General features: G+C 66.6%; 11 protein-coding genes. 4 read left to right on the top strand and 7 right to left on the bottom strand.

Annotated elements, in window-relative coordinates:
• Window positions 1–53: 53 nt before the first annotated feature.
• From K32_RS02725 to K32_RS02700, 6 genes are all read right to left on the bottom strand, one after another.
• Window positions 54–824 (bottom strand): enoyl-CoA hydratase/isomerase family protein, encoded by a 771-nt coding sequence (locus K32_RS02725; protein ID WP_201402548.1) that lies wholly within the window; start codon window positions 822–824, stop codon window positions 54–56.
• Window positions 821–2,029, bottom strand: a complete 1,209-nt coding sequence (locus K32_RS02720; protein ID WP_201402547.1) for a CaiB/BaiF CoA-transferase family protein — start codon at window positions 2,027–2,029, stop codon at window positions 821–823. Before K32_RS02720 ends, K32_RS02725 begins: the two co-directional genes overlap by 4 nt.
• A 144-nt stretch (window positions 2,030–2,173) precedes the next feature.
• On the bottom strand, window positions 2,174–2,926 hold the full coding sequence (locus K32_RS02715) for an SDR family NAD(P)-dependent oxidoreductase (RefSeq protein ID WP_201402546.1): 753 nt from the start codon (window positions 2,924–2,926) through the stop codon (window positions 2,174–2,176).
• 65 nt (window positions 2,927–2,991) lie between these two features.
• Complete coding sequence (locus tag K32_RS02710) at window positions 2,992–4,170, bottom strand: aldose 1-epimerase family protein (protein ID WP_201402545.1); 1,179 nt, start codon at window positions 4,168–4,170, stop codon at window positions 2,992–2,994.
• Between the two features lie 162 nt (window positions 4,171–4,332).
• Window positions 4,333–5,247, bottom strand: a complete 915-nt coding sequence (locus K32_RS02705; protein WP_201402544.1) for a sugar phosphate isomerase/epimerase — start codon at window positions 5,245–5,247, stop codon at window positions 4,333–4,335.
• A 20-nt stretch (window positions 5,248–5,267) separates the two neighbouring features.
• The gene (locus K32_RS02700) at window positions 5,268–6,356 is read right to left on the bottom strand and encodes a Gfo/Idh/MocA family protein (protein WP_201402543.1); all 1,089 of its coding nucleotides are present in this window, start codon (window positions 6,354–6,356) and stop codon (window positions 5,268–5,270) included.
• 320 nt (window positions 6,357–6,676) lie between these two features.
• Between K32_RS02700 and K32_RS02695 the strand changes: the two genes are divergently transcribed.
• The 4 genes from K32_RS02695 (at window position 6,677) to K32_RS02680 (ending at window position 11,851) form a co-directional block, all read left to right on the top strand.
• Window positions 6,677–7,696, top strand: a complete 1,020-nt coding sequence (locus tag K32_RS02695) for a LacI family DNA-binding transcriptional regulator (RefSeq protein ID WP_201402542.1) — start codon at window positions 6,677–6,679, stop codon at window positions 7,694–7,696.
• 285 nt (window positions 7,697–7,981) lie between these two features.
• Window positions 7,982–9,079 (top strand): alcohol dehydrogenase catalytic domain-containing protein, encoded by a 1,098-nt coding sequence (locus K32_RS02690; RefSeq protein ID WP_201402541.1) that lies wholly within the window; start codon window positions 7,982–7,984, stop codon window positions 9,077–9,079.
• A gap of 21 nt (window positions 9,080–9,100) precedes the next feature.
• Window positions 9,101–10,735, top strand: a complete 1,635-nt coding sequence (locus K32_RS02685) for an FGGY-family carbohydrate kinase (RefSeq protein WP_201402540.1) — start codon at window positions 9,101–9,103, stop codon at window positions 10,733–10,735.
• Window positions 10,736–11,743: 1,008 nt separating this feature from the next.
• Window positions 11,744–11,851: a putative RiPP precursor gene (locus K32_RS02680; protein WP_201402539.1), complete on the top strand. Its 108-nt coding sequence runs from the start codon at window positions 11,744–11,746 to the stop codon at window positions 11,849–11,851.
• Between the two features lie 318 nt (window positions 11,852–12,169).
• On the opposite strand, the gene K32_RS02675 is transcribed toward K32_RS02680, so the two are convergent.
• The gene (locus tag K32_RS02675) at window positions 12,170–13,972 is read right to left on the bottom strand and encodes an adenine deaminase (RefSeq protein ID WP_201402538.1); all 1,803 of its coding nucleotides are present in this window, start codon (window positions 13,970–13,972) and stop codon (window positions 12,170–12,172) included.
• Window positions 13,973–14,118 lie beyond the last annotated feature (146 nt).

Below are 14,118 nucleotides of genomic sequence, written 5' to 3'. Positions count from 1 at the left end.
CGTTAACCGAACTGCCGGTCCGATCCAATATCGACCGACGAGGACGACGCCAATCAGCGCCTCCTGAAGACAGGCCGGCGCTTTTCCTTGAACGCGGCCCGGCCTTCGGCGGCGTCCTCGGTGGCAAAGCAGATGGTCTGCAGGTCGCGCTCGTAATCGATCGCCTGGTCCTGCGGCATGGTGAAGGCGGCGCGGAGGTTGAGCTTGGCGGTCTCGGCGGCGATTGGCGCGCGGCTGGCGATCACCTCGGCGATGGCGCGGGCCCGGCCGAGAAGCTCGGCCTGCGGCACCACCTCGGAGACGAGGCCCCAGGAAAGCGACTTCTCGGCCGGGATCGGATCGCCGGTCATGATCATCAGCGCCGCGTTGGACGGGCCGACGGAATGGGCAAGGAAGGTAGCCATACCGCCGCCGCCGATCCAGCCGAGTTTTATTTCAGGGGCGGCGAACTGCGCATTGTCGGAAGCGATGCGGATATCGCAGGAGAGCGATGTCTCCAGCCCGCCGCCGAAGGCATAGCCGTTGACCGCCGCGATGGTCGGCTTCAAGAGCTTGCGGATCGCGTCGCAATAATCCGCGCGATTGCGGAACTGCCAGGGCGTTTCGTAGGTGTCGAGCTCCTTGATGTCGGAGCCGGCACAGAAGGCTCGCTCGCCCGCGCCGGTGACGATGACGACGCGGATCGTGTCGCTGTCGTTGCATTCCCGCACGGCGGCGACGATCGCCTTCGACATCTCCGGCGTGACGGCGTTCAGCTTCTGCGGCCGGTTCAGCGTGATGGTGGCGACGGGACCGTCGACGGTGAAGAGGATCTCGTCGGTCATTCCGCCGCCTCCTTGGCCGTGCCGTCCATGACGGCGCCCTTGGCGACCAGCTCGTCGATCGCGGCCTCGCCGAGGCCCGCCTCGCGCAGCACGTCGCGGGTATGCTCGCCGGCGAGCGGCGCACCGCGATCCACCGTCGAAGGCGTCTTCGAGAACCTGATGGCGAAGCCCGGCGTCTTCACATGGCCTTCCGTCGGATGGTCATATTCGACGAAGGTGCCGTTGTGCTTGATCTGCTCGTCCTCGACGAGATCGGCATAGCCATAGACCGGGCCGCACCAGATATCCGCCGCGCGCAGCAATTCGAGCCATTCGGCCGAGGACTTGGTCTTCAGCTTCTCGCGCGTCTTGGCAAAGATCTCGTCGCGCTTCTCCCAGGTATCGACCTCGTCGTCCATGGTGAGGAAGCTCGGCTCGCCGATCACTTCACCCAGCGTCGCGAGCTTCGGGAACGAGACGATGATGTAGCCGTCCGTGGTCGCGAACGCGCCATAGGGCGCACGGATATAGACATGCGCATGCGGCTCGGCCGAGCGGGTCTGCGGCTTGCCGGCGACGGTGAAGACCGAGAGCTCCTGCATCTGGATCGTCGTGATCGCGTCCAGCATGTTGACCTGGACCAGCTGGCCCTCGCCCGTCCGTTCGCGATGCAACAGCGCGGCCAGCGCACCCTCGAAGGCGGTGTAGGCGGTGATCGCATCGACCAGATACTGGCCGGCGGCATTGGGCGGCTCGCCTGCGCGGCCGGCCGACAGCATCGCGCCGGACATACCCTGCAGCACGAGGTCCTGGCCCGGGCGGTCGAGATAGGGACCGTCCTCGCCATAGCCGGAGATCGAGACGTAGATCAGCTTCGGATTGATCTTCGAGAGACTCTCATAGTCGACGCCGAGACGCTTGGCGACGCCGGGGCGGTAGTTCTGCAGGAAGACGTCGGCCGTCTTCACCAGCTCCAGCAGCAGCGCCTTGCCTTCGGGGTTCTTCAGATCGATGGCGAGCGAGCGCTTGTTGCGGTTCAGCGACAGGAACGAGACGTTGACCTTGTTGCCGCGCGCGCCGCCGGCCGCGACATGGCGCTGCCACTCGCCGTTGAGCGGCTCGACCTTGACGACGTCGGCGCCGAGATCGCCGAGGCGCTGGGCGGCGAAGGGCCCGGCCATAGCGATCGAGCAATCGAGCACGCGATACCCGGAGAGAATGCCCATTTTCCTAAACCCTCAAAGATCCAAACTATCCGTCATCCCTGCGGAAGCAGGGATCCATTCAGCCCGTCCACGCCGGAGGCTGCATGGATCCCGGGTCTGCGCTTCGCTCCGCCCGGGACGACGGCGGCGCGTTCGCGATCCGTCTCACGTCATCCACCATCCGCCGTCGACGTTCAGCGTCTGCCCGGTGATGAAGCCCGATTGCTCGGAGGCGAAGAACATCAGCGCGTTGGCGATGTCGGCGGCTGCGCCGCGGCGCTTGACGGCCTGGCGCTCGAGCACGAAGCGGTTGTAGCCCTCGGGATCGGGATGGATCTTTTCCGCGTCGGTCGGGAAGGCGCCGGGCGAGATCGCGTTGACGGTGATGCCGTAGGGGCCGAACTCGCGCGCCCAGGCGCGCGTCAGGCCGACCAGCGCGCCCTTCGACTGGACATAGGGCGAGAGATTGGCCCAGCCGCCGGACAGCGTCACGCTGGCGATGTTGATGATGCGGCCGAAGCCCTTCGCCCGCATGCCCGGCAGCGCCACCTGCACGCAGACGATACCGGCGTCGACATTGACGCGCTGCACCGCCTGGTGCTCCTCGATCGTGTAGTCCTCGAACGGCTTCGACGGATAGATCGCGGCATTGTTGATGACGACATCGAAGCCGCCCACCTTCTGAGCGAGCCGCTCCAGCCCCGCCTTCAGGCCGGCGAGATCGGACAGGTCCAGCGCCTCGAAGACGAGCCCGTCGAGGCCGGCCTCGGCAGCCGCCTGCTTCAGCGCCTCGCCCTTGGCGGGATCATGATCGATCGCCACCACCGTCGCGCCCGCCCGCAGGAAAGCCAAGGTCGCCGGCAGGCCAAGGCCGCCGGCGGCGCCCGTGTAGAGGATGGTCTTGTTCTGGATGTTCATGGGCTATGTCCAACGCGGAAGTAGTCGTCCGGGCGACGCCCGGAGCGACGAAGCGGAATGCGGGCTCATCGCCCCAGGATCGGCCGATGGTTGCCGGTCGGCGTCGGGTATTCGTCGGTCGGCTGCGCGGCGAGGCCGGAAATCCGCTGTTCCAGCGCCGCCGTCGCCTCCTTGCCGGTATGGATGCGGAAGGTCGTGTCGTAGCGGCGCTCGTCGCCATGTTCGAGCCAGATCAGCTCGTTGTACTCCTCGGCATATCTGTGCCCGAGCACATGGTTGGTCGAGGGCTCGAGGCCGATCGCATACTGGCCGGCCTGCAGGTTCTGCCATTCGAACTGGCAGGGGAATTGCGCCTGCCGCGTCTCGACCTCGAAGGCGAGGCCGAGGCGGTCATTGACCAGCGCCACCGGCACCAGGCCGCTCGCATCCGCTTTCATCTGGTGCTGCCAGACCTGCTCGTGGAAGTTCCTCTGCGGCGCCGGCAGGGTGCGATAGCCGACGCCCTGTTTCTGGTAGTCGGCGCCGGCATGCGCCGCCCAGACGACCTCCTCGATCGGCGCGACGTAGCGGGCGCCCTCTTCCAGCAACGGCGCCGCCGGGTTGATGTGGTAGCAGTACATGTGCGGCGTCTTGTAGAAGCCGTGGTTGACGACGCGGTCGGTGAGCTTGATCTCGTTCGAGCCGACCTTCGCCTCGATGCGACGGATCAGGTACAGATCTTCGCCGAACACCGCCGACTGCTGGACGATACCCTCCGCCCACAGCGTGCACTCGTCGCCGTTCCACGTCTCGCCATAGCCGGTGAGGCGCGCCGGAATGGTGCTGACGCGGCCATGCAGCGAATGCTTGACCGTGCCGCGCGGCCCGTAGACGTAGCTGTCGGCAGCGGCCTCATGCATGAACAGCACATGGTCGAGGCCGCAGGTGACGAGCAGGCCCGAGAAGGAGCGGAGCCAGGCCAGCCCGCCCTCGCCCTCATATTCATGCAGGAAGGCGTTCCTGAAGCCGGCCGGCGAGTGCCAGCCGATCGAGGTGCCCTGGTAGTCGAGATCGGCGATATCCATCGCGCGGTCGACGAGGACGGTGAAACGCATGCCGGTCCCGGTGCGGAATTCGAGCATGCGGATGCCGCGCTCGACACCGTCGCCCAGCGTCACCAGCCGGACGCCGGCGAATTGCGACAGCATGCCGGAATGTTCCGCCAGCTCGCGCCGCGAAAAGCTCCGCCCGAAGAGTTCCACCATGGTCGTATCCTGCCTGTCCTGTTTCGTTGCGGGCGAGAATGGCGTCGCACCGATGCCGCCGAGCCACCGCCGTCATCCCTGCGAAAGCAGGGATCCATCAGGGCCTGAGCGCCTCGGGCTGGATGGATCCCGGGCCAAGCCCGGGATGACGGGGGACGGGCCTTAGAGCCCGTTGGCGCGCAGCTTGCCGTCGAGGAATTTCTTGGCGCGCGGCACGTCGTCCTCGGACAGGTGCTCGATGATCACCGGGATGTTCGGGTGCTTTTCCGAGAGGCGCTGCAGATAGAGGTCGTAGTTGAGCGAGCCGAGGCCCGGCGCCGGCAGCTCGATCTCGCCGACACCGCGGAAGGTGTGGCTCTCGAGCGCATCGCTGTCGCCGATGTCGGCGTGCTTCTCGCTCTTGTCGTCGCCGGAGCGCTTCACGTCCTTGGCGTGGGCGATGCGGATCTTGTCGGAGAGCGTGTCGAACACCTGGTTCAGGATCGGATCCATGCGGTCGATGTTGTGCGTCTCGAAATAGTTGGTCGGGTCCATCAAGAGGCCGAGGCCCGGATGATCGACCTGCGCGAACATCTTCACCGTCTCCTCGACCGAGCCGACGACGTTGTTCACATAGGTCTCGAGCAGGAAGACCGCGCCATGGTCATAGGCTTCCTGCGACAGCTCCGCGATCACCTTGCGGCACTCCTCGAAACCTTCGTCGGTCTTGTTCTTCGGGTGATGGACCCAGTCGGACTCGGTGTTGTAGGTGCCGGTCTCGGAGATCACGTAAGGGCTGCCGAAATCCCGCGCGTTGCGGATGATTTCCTTGAGATAGCCGACGCGGCGGGCGCGCTCGTCGCGATCCGGATGGATGATGTTGGTGTAGCCCGAGATGCAGGAGATCGGCAGGTCGTGGTCGCGGAACGTCTCGCGGACACGCTTCGCCTTTTCCCTGGTGATCTCTCCAGCCGAGAGGTCGATATCCTTGAAATGCAGGTCGAGCTGCACCGTGTTGAAGCCGAGCGCGCGGATCTTTTGGGCTGTTTCCTTGAGGCCATAGGGGAAATAGCCGGAGAAAATGCCGGTCTGCATCATGATGAGTTCCTCCCTGAACTTCAGATGGCGATTTCGGAAAGCCGGACGGCGCGGCGCTCGGCCATCGAGCGGTAGCCCGCCTCGATCAGCGCCACGGTGCGGACATTGTCGGCGACGGTGAGCGCCGGCTCGGTGCCCGTCTTCACCGCGTATTGCAGCTGCTCCATCACGCCCTTGAAGGCGTGCGGGAACCACATCGTGTCCCACTCGGGCGTCACCCACTTGCCGCCGGTCGTGCGCTTCGAGGCGTAGGTCAGCGTCGAGGCGGCGCCGGTCGGCCAGCCGATCGTGCCTTGGGCGACGCCCTCCGTGCCCTCGACCCGCCATCTGATGTAGATGTCCGAGTCAAAGCCCTCCTCGCGCGGGCCGGACCAGACATCCTCCAGCGACACGGCGAAGACGCCGGACTGGAACTTGATCGTCGAGGCGGTGATGCCGTCCTTGTGCTCGAAGGTCGTGCGCGGATCGGGACGGGCGGCGGTATAGATCTCGTCGACCTCGCCGAACAGGAAGCGAAGTACATCCAGGTGATGCACGCTCATGTTGGCGAGCGTCAGCCGGTCGTAGTCTTCGAGAAATCCCTGCCAGTGCGGGATCGCGTGCATGTCGATCGTCGCGATCACAGGCGTGCCGAGCTCGCCGCGATCGAGGATCTGCTTCAGAACGCGCATCGACTGGTCGTAGCGCATGTTCTGGTTGACGGAGAGGATCTTGCCGGCGGCCTTCACCTCGTCGCGGAGGGCAATCGCCTCGTCGAGCGTCAGCGCCAGCGGCTTCTGCGCCAGTATCCCCTTGATATGCTTCTGCTTCAGCGCGTGGCGGATCAGCCCCGGCTGCTGGTCCGGCGGGAAGGCGATGTCGAGGATCTCGACGTTCTCGTCCTCGATCAGCGCTTCCGGCGTTTCGTGCACGGTCGGGATCGACCAGCGTGTCGCCACCTTGGCGGCGTTCGCCTTGGTGCGCGAGGCGATCGCCACGACCGGGAATCCGGCCTCGCGATAGGCGGCGAGATGGCACTCGGCCATGATCATGCCGGCGCCGATGGCGCCGATCCGGAGGTCGTTGACCCGGATTTCCGGATCGGGCGCGAAGCCCTTCGTGTCGGCCATGGTTCCCTCCACCGTTCCTGAATGCGCGCCGCGGCCGTTAACCTCCCGTTAGCCATCCGGAAGCCGGCCGGGCCGTCGCCGACCGGTCCCGGCCCCCTCCTCCCGGGATGACCGAAACCACGACGACCGCGCCGACGACACCGCGAGGGCGCCGACGGCCAGATGATTGTTATTGATCGGATCAGATGTCAACTGATGATATTGACATCAGAACCATCATTTTACATCATTTCATCGATCGGGACGCGGCGGCGCTTCCGGCGGGAACCCCAATCGGCTTAGGTGCAGCCTCCTCGGCCCAAACGACTCGGACAGACGGAATGCGGACGACACTTGTTGATATCGCCAGGGTGGCGGGCGTCTCGACCGCCACGGTCGATCGCGTCCTCAACCAGCGCGACGGCGTGCGCGAACGGACCCGCGCGCAGGTGCTTACCGCCGCCGCCAGCCTCGGCTACGTCCTCGAGACGGCCGAGGCCGCCCGCCCGCCGGTCGATATCGTCGACCTCGACATCGTGCTGCCCGGCGGCACCAACACCTTCATCAACAATCTCGCCGCCCGCTTCGCCGACACCGCCGTGGCACGGCCGGACGTGAACCTGCGCCTGCATTCGATCGAGGGCTTCGAGCCGGTGCTGTTGGCGGAAAAGCTCGAGGCGCTGCGCGGAAAAAGCCAGGGCGTGGCGCTGATCGGGCTCGATCATCCGGTGGTGCGCGAGGCGATCCGCGCGCTCGCCGATTCCGGCGTGCCGGTGATGACGCTGGTCTCCGACATCAGCCACGTGCCGCGCGTCGGCTATGTCGGCATCGACAACCGCGCCGCCGGCCGCCTCGCCGGCTATCTGCTCGGCCGCTTCCTGAAGGCGGAGACGGCCAAGGTCGCGCTGTTCGCCGGCTCGCTCTCCTATCGCGGCCACGAGGAGCGCGAGATGGGCTTCCGCCACATGCTGAGCGAGGATTATCCCGGCCTCTCGATCGTCGAGCTGCGCGAGATCCGCGACGACAGCGAGCGCGCCTATCAGGAGGCGGCGGCGCTGCTCGCCCGCCACCCCGATCTCGCCGGCATCTACAATATCGGCGCGGGAAACCGCGGCATCGCCCGCGCGCTGCAGGAGGCGCGGCGCGAGAAATCGGTCGTCTTCATCGGCCACGAGCTGACCGAGCACACGCGCCGCTTCCTGATCTCCGGCGTGATGGACGCGGCGATCGACCAGAACCCGCGTGTCGAGGCGCGCGAGGCGGTCGACCGGCTGGCCCGCGCCGCCCGCGGCGAGGCGAACCCGACCGGCCCGGCGACACGGCTGCAGGCGATCTTCAAGGAGAATATTCCGGAGGTGTGAGGCCTGGCTGGATTGGGTTTGTCGCGCTTAGGCCGAGCCTCTCCCTACCCGCCCGACAACCCGGCTGCATGGATCCCGGGTCAAGCCCGGGATGACGGTGAGCGTGGTGCGCCGGCATCGCCCCTCCCGCCGGCGTCGCCGCCATCACCACCCGGTCAAATCCGTATCAGTCCGGCGCCGTTTCGGGATTGGCGCGGGGTGCGAACTGTCCCTATCCTCGCGGGCCAGTTCCAACACGAGGGCGCGTTCCGCGTGAGCGTCGCCCGGATCCCTGGAGAGGCCTCCATGTACCAAGCCCGCACCATGACGGCGATCGTCTGCCACGGCCCGAAGGACTATCGCGTCGAGGCGGTCGGCAAGCCGGAGCCGCGCCGGCGCGAGCTGGTGCTGAAGATCGACGCCTGCGGCATCTGCGCCAGCGACTGCAAGTGCTGGTCCGGCGCCAACATGTTCTGGGGCGGCCAGAACCCTTACGTGAAGCCGCCGGTGATCCCGGGCCACGAATTCTTCGGCCGCGTCGAGGAGATCGGCGAGGAAGCGGCCGAGCATTTCGGCGTCGAGGTCGGCGACCGCGTCATCGCCGAGCAGATCGTGCCCTGCGACAAGTGCCGCTACTGCCGCTCGGGCCAGTACTGGATGTGCGAGATCCACAATATCTTCGGCTTCCAGCGCCAGGTCGCCGACGGTGGCATGGCCGAATACATGCGCATTCCCGAAACGGCGCGCGTGCACAAGATCCCGGAAGAAATCTCGCTCGAGGACGCCGCGATCATCGAGCCGCTCTCCTGCGCCATCCACACGGTCAATCGCGGCGACATCCAGTTGGACGACGTCGTGGTGATCGCCGGCGCCGGCCCGCTCGGCCTGTTCATGACGCAAGTCGCGCATCTGAAGACGCCGAAGAAGCTGGTCGTCGTCGACCTCGTGCCGGAGCGGCTGGCGCTGGCGAAATCCTTCGGGGCGGACGTGGTGATCAACCCGCGCGAAGAGGACGCGATCGAGGTGGTGCGCGGCCTGACCGACGGCTATGGCTGCGACGTCTATATCGAGACGACGGGCGTGCCGGCCGGCGTGACGCAGGGCCTGGAGATGATCCGCAAGCTCGGCCGTTTCGTCGAATTCTCCGTCTTCGGCGCCGAGACGACGGCCGACTGGTCGATCATCGGCGACCGCAAGGAGCTCGACATCCGCGGCGCGCATCTCGCGCCCTATTGCTATCCGATCGCCATCGATCTCCTGCAGCGCGGCCTCGTCACTTCGAAGGGCATCGTCACGCATCACTACGGCCTCAAGGACTGGACCACGGCCATCGACAAGGCCTATGGACTTGAGTCCATCAAGGTGCTGCTGCGGCCGGGCTATGGCGCCGACGCCGCCGGCTGACAGCGAAACGGGAATGTCCTCATGAGCTTCTTCATCGGCATCGATGTCGGTACCGGCAGCGCGCGCGCCGGCGTGTTCGACGCGGACGGCGTGCTGAAGGCCTCGGCCAAGCGCGAGATCACGCTCTGGCACGAGCCCGGCGACGTCGTCGAGCAGTCGTCGGAGAACATCTGGCAGGCGATCGTCGCCTCGGTCCGCGAGGCGATGGCGGCATCGAAGGTCGCGCCGGACGCCGTCGCCGGCATCGGCTTCGACGCCACCTGCTCGCTGGTGCTGATCGACGCCGAGGACAAGCCCGTCACCGTCAGCCACTCCGGCGATCCCGCGCGCAACATCATCGTCTGGATGGACCACCGCGCCACCGAGCAGACGCGCCGGATCAACGCGACGAAGCACGCCGTTCTCGCCTATGTCGGCGGCGTCATCTCGCCCGAGATGGAGACGCCAAAGCTGCTCTGGCTTTCGGAAAACCTGCCCGAAAGCTTCGCCAAGGCGAAGCATTTCTTCGACCTCTCCGACTGGCTCACCTATCGCGCCACCGGCAGCCTCGACCGTTCCGTCTGCACCGTCACCTGCAAATGGACCTATCTCGCGCATGAGAAGCGCTGGGACGAGAGCTATTTCCGCCAAATCGGCCTCGGCGCGCTCGCCGACGAAGGCTTTGCCCGCATCGGCACGAACGTCGTCGATCCCGGCACGCCGCTCGGCCGCGGCCTGACGCAGGCGGCCGCTGACGAACTCGGCCTCAAGGCCGGCATCCCGGTCGGCGCGGCGCTGATCGATGCGCATGCCGGCGGCGTCGGCTCGATCGGCGCGCGCGACACGGCGAACCGGACGACCGACGCCAAGCGCCAGATGGCCTATATCTTCGGCACCTCGGCCTGCGCCATGACGACGACGGTCGAGCCGCGCTTCGTGCCCGGCGTCTGGGGACCCTATTTCTCGGCCATGCTGCCGGGCTTCTGGCTTAACGAGGGCGGCCAGTCTGCGGCCGGTGCTGCGATCGATCATCTGGTCAAGCTGCACCCGGCCCATGCCGAGGCGACCGCCAAGGCGAAGGCCGAAGGCAAGTCGGTGCTCGCCTATCTAGAGGCGCGCGTCGGCGCGCTGGCCTCGACGCCGGAAGCGCTCGCCCGCCTCGCCGCGACCCTCCAGGTCGTGCCGGAATTCCTGGGCAACCGATCGCCCAACGCCAATCCGGACGCCCGCGCCGTGATCGCCGGGCTCGATATGGACGAGGATCTCGACAGCCTGGCGCGGCTCTATCTCGCTGGTCTATGCGGCCTCGGCTATGGCGCGCGGCAGATCGTGGCGGCGGTGGCCGAACAGGGCGCCGAGCTCGACACGATCGTCGTTTCCGGCGGCGCCGGACAGAGCCCGCTCGTCCGCCAGATCATGGCGGACGCCACCGGCCTCACCATCGCCATTCCCGAGACGGCCGAGCCGGTGCTGCTGGGTGCTGCCATCCTCGGCGCGGTGGCGGCCGGCGCCTATCCGGACACCGGCGCGGCGATCGACCGGATGTCGCGCCTCTGCGCCGAGCAGAAGCCGACCGGCGGCGCGACAGCGCGAATCCACGACGCCAAATATCGCGTCTTCCTGGCCCTGCAGGAAGCCGACCGCGCCGCGCGCGAGCTGGTCACCTCGGCGCTCTGAAGCAACCCCAAGATGTCTCATGTATAGTCTGCAACCTGCGGATTGTTAGCGTGTGCGACTTCCACGCAACGGATATTTCAAATCTGTGTCGAACGATCTGGTTACCTTAGGATCCCATTGCGGAGCGCCAATAAAGCTGGAACGAAAAGACGCTACGTCACGCATAGGGGGCTAAATGACAAAGCGTCTTTACGAAGCGCCTGTTCTCAACAAGCGCGAGAAGCTTGATCGCATCGCGGCCACGCTGCCGCCCGTCTCGGGTGCCGTCCGTCCGCCCGAGTGATGGCCGTCGCCGGCGTCCCCGCCGGCGATCCCGTACACCACCATCCGTTGCAATGAGCGCCATGCCCGATGCCAGAGCGCATCGGGGCTGGCGTGAATGGGAAATCTGCCATGACCAAGAAGACCTACGAAGCGCCCGTCCTCGTCAAGCGCGAGAAGCTCGACCGCATCGCCGCGAACTCCGTCGTCTCGGGCCAGAAGCCCGTCTGATGCCGTCGCCGGCGTTTCTGCCGGCGGTCTCTGACACCACAATGCATTGAAATGGACGCCATACCCCGCGCGACGATGCACGGGCTTGGCGGCTGGGGGAATACCATGACCAAGAAGACCTACGAAGCACCCGTCCTCGTCAAGCGCGAGAAGCTCGACCGCATCGCCGCGGCGAGCATCGGTTCGCGTCCGAACGTCACCTGATGGCCGTCGCCGGCGTTTCTGCCGGCGGTAGCGAACACCGCGATCCATTGAAATGAGCGCCCGGCCCGGATGCTGGAAGGCATCGGGGCTGGCGCGAATGGGAAACTGCCATGACCAAGAAGCCTTACGAAGCGCCCGCTCTCGTCAAGCGCGAGAAGCTCGACCGCATCGCTGCCGAGCCCGTCGGCTCGCGTCCGCTCCGTTGAAGGCCGCGCCGGCGTTTCTGCCGGCGGACTGGCCCCTGACTATCGGTTGAAGCAACGCCATGCCCGCATGCCAGGAGCATCGGGGCTAGCCTGAAGGACATCTCCGATGACCAAGAAGACCTACGAGGCGCCTGCTCTCGTCAAGCGCGAGAAGCTCGACCGCATCGCAGCCGGGGCCGCCGGCTCGCGTCCCGTGAGCCCGCCGCCGCCCTAGTCGCCGTCGCCGGCGTCCCTGCCGGCGATTTCGAACGCCACCATCCATTGAAATGAGCGCCAGGCCCGGAGGCCCGAGAGCTTCTGGGCAGGCCCGCAAGGAGAACGACCATGGCCAAGAAGACCTACGAAACGCCTGTCCTCGCCAAGCGCGAGAAGCTCGACCGCATCGCTGCGGCGCCGGCGACCAGCCATCCCGTCCCGGTGGGCTAGGCTCGCGAAGCGGGATCGCTCCCTGAAAGGATGTCCTCCGACATCCCGGACGGGCGAACCGGATAAAACGCCCCGGCACCGCGTGCCGGGGCGTTTTCGTTTGGCCTCAGGCCGGCTCGAACATCGTCTGGATCGCCATTTCCGGCACCAGCACCAGGCCCTTGTCGGTGATGCGGATCTCCGGGATGACCGAGAGCGGGATCAGGTTGAAGCCCATATAGGGGATCGAGCAGCCGGCCTTCTCCCACTCGACCTTCAGCGCCCGCGTCTCCTCGGCCACTTCGGTGACACGCTTGTCCGAAAGCAGGCCGGCGATCGGCAGGTCGATCTTCGCCAGCACCTTGCCGTCGGCGACGACGCAGACGCCGCCCTGGGTTTCGGCGACCGTGTCGAGCGCCAGTTGCATGTCCGGCTCGTTGGTGCCGGCGACGATGATGTTGTGGCTGTCATGGCCGACCGACGAGGCGACGGCGCCGCGCAGCAGGCTGAAATTCGACAGGACGCCATGCGCGACATTACCGGCCGACTTGCCGTGCCGCTCGACGACGGTGACGAAGCAGAGGCCGTGCCGCTCGAACAGGGTCTGCCAGTCGTTCGCCGCCTCGATCTCGAATGTCTCGTGGCCGAGCGTGATGCCGGGAAGCTCGGTGCGGATCGCGTGCAGCGTGCCGGGGCCGGACGGCAGCTCCGGCGTCAGCTTCAGCCCCTTCGGCAGCTTGACCGTCTGATACGCGGCCTTCGGATACTGGTAGCGATCGGAAAGCGCCGCATCGAGCAGCGGCGTGATCTTGGCGCCGTCGACGACCAGCTCGCCGCCATACCAGGTCGATTGCGGGTCGAGATCGTCGCTCATCAGCACGAGGTCGGCGCGGCGGCCGCCGCCCATGCCGCCGATCTCGTTTTCCTGGCCGAAGCGGGTGGCGCCATGCAGCGAGCCCATCGACCACGCCTGTTGCGGCGACATGCCGGCCTTGACCGCCTCGCGCACCACCCAGTCGAGGCCGAAATGCATCAAATCGTCGGCGTCGCGGTCGTCGGTGCAGACGGCGACGCGCTTGTGCGAGGAACCGAGCTCGGTGATGGTCTTGATCGCCTGCGGGAGCGAATGCCACGGCGTCGTCGGCGGGCCGCCGCGCAGGAACAGCCAGATGCCGGCCTCCAGCATGTCGTCGGCGATGTCGCGGTCGATCGCCTCATGCGTGTCGGTGACGCCGCTCGCCGCATAGGCCGCCACGAACTTGCGGCCATAGACATGGCCCGAAACCGGCCGCCCGCGCGACAGCGCCGCCGCGATGATCGCGTGGCTGCGCTCGTCGCCCATGGCGACGGGGACAAAATCCATCTTCTCGCCGAGCGCGACGGCTTCCGGCCATTTGTCGAACAAGGCAGCGATCTTGTCCGGCGTCAGGTCGCCGCCGGCCGTCTCCAGCTCCGGCGACGTCGCCGGCACGGTCGAGGGAACCGTCAGGAAGATCGACAGCGGCGCGACGCGCGCATCTTCCAGCATCGCCTCGACGCCGGCGACGTCCATGACGTTGCCGATCTCGTGGCTGTCGCAGAAGATCGTCGTCGTGCCGTTCAAAAGCGCTGCCTCGGCATAGGCGCAGGCCGTCACCATCGAGGATTCGATATGGATGTGCGGGTCGACGAGGCCCGGCGCGATGATGCCGCCCTTCGCGTCATAGATCGCCTTCGCGCCGCCCTTGTGCGTGCCGGAGGGCTTCACTGCCGCGATGCGGCCACCGGCGATCCAGATCTCGCGCTCCGGCAGGATGCGCTCCGAATAGGTCGAGAGGACGCGCGCGCCCTTGATGACGAGGTCGGGCGCGGCGCGGCCGGAGGCGACGTCGGCGAGATGGCGGGTCATCGTCGCGAGCGGCGCGACGGAGAAGCGGGTGAGCCTGGTCATTCTTTGTCTTCGTTCCCTGCGATGCGCCGCCCTGGCGCGCCCTGTCCAACCGGTGAATTCTGGTGGCGATCCCGTCGAAAGTCACGCCTGCCATCGCGCGTCAAAGTGGACCGCCACGCCGGCATCGACCGAATGGCATTCAGCAA

The sequence above is a fragment of the Kaistia sp. 32K genome (assembly GCF_016629525.1).
Classification (GTDB): domain Bacteria; phylum Pseudomonadota; class Alphaproteobacteria; order Rhizobiales; family Kaistiaceae; genus Kaistia.
Note: the sequence above shows the minus strand (reverse complement) of the source record. Positions and strands in the feature narration are given on the sequence as shown.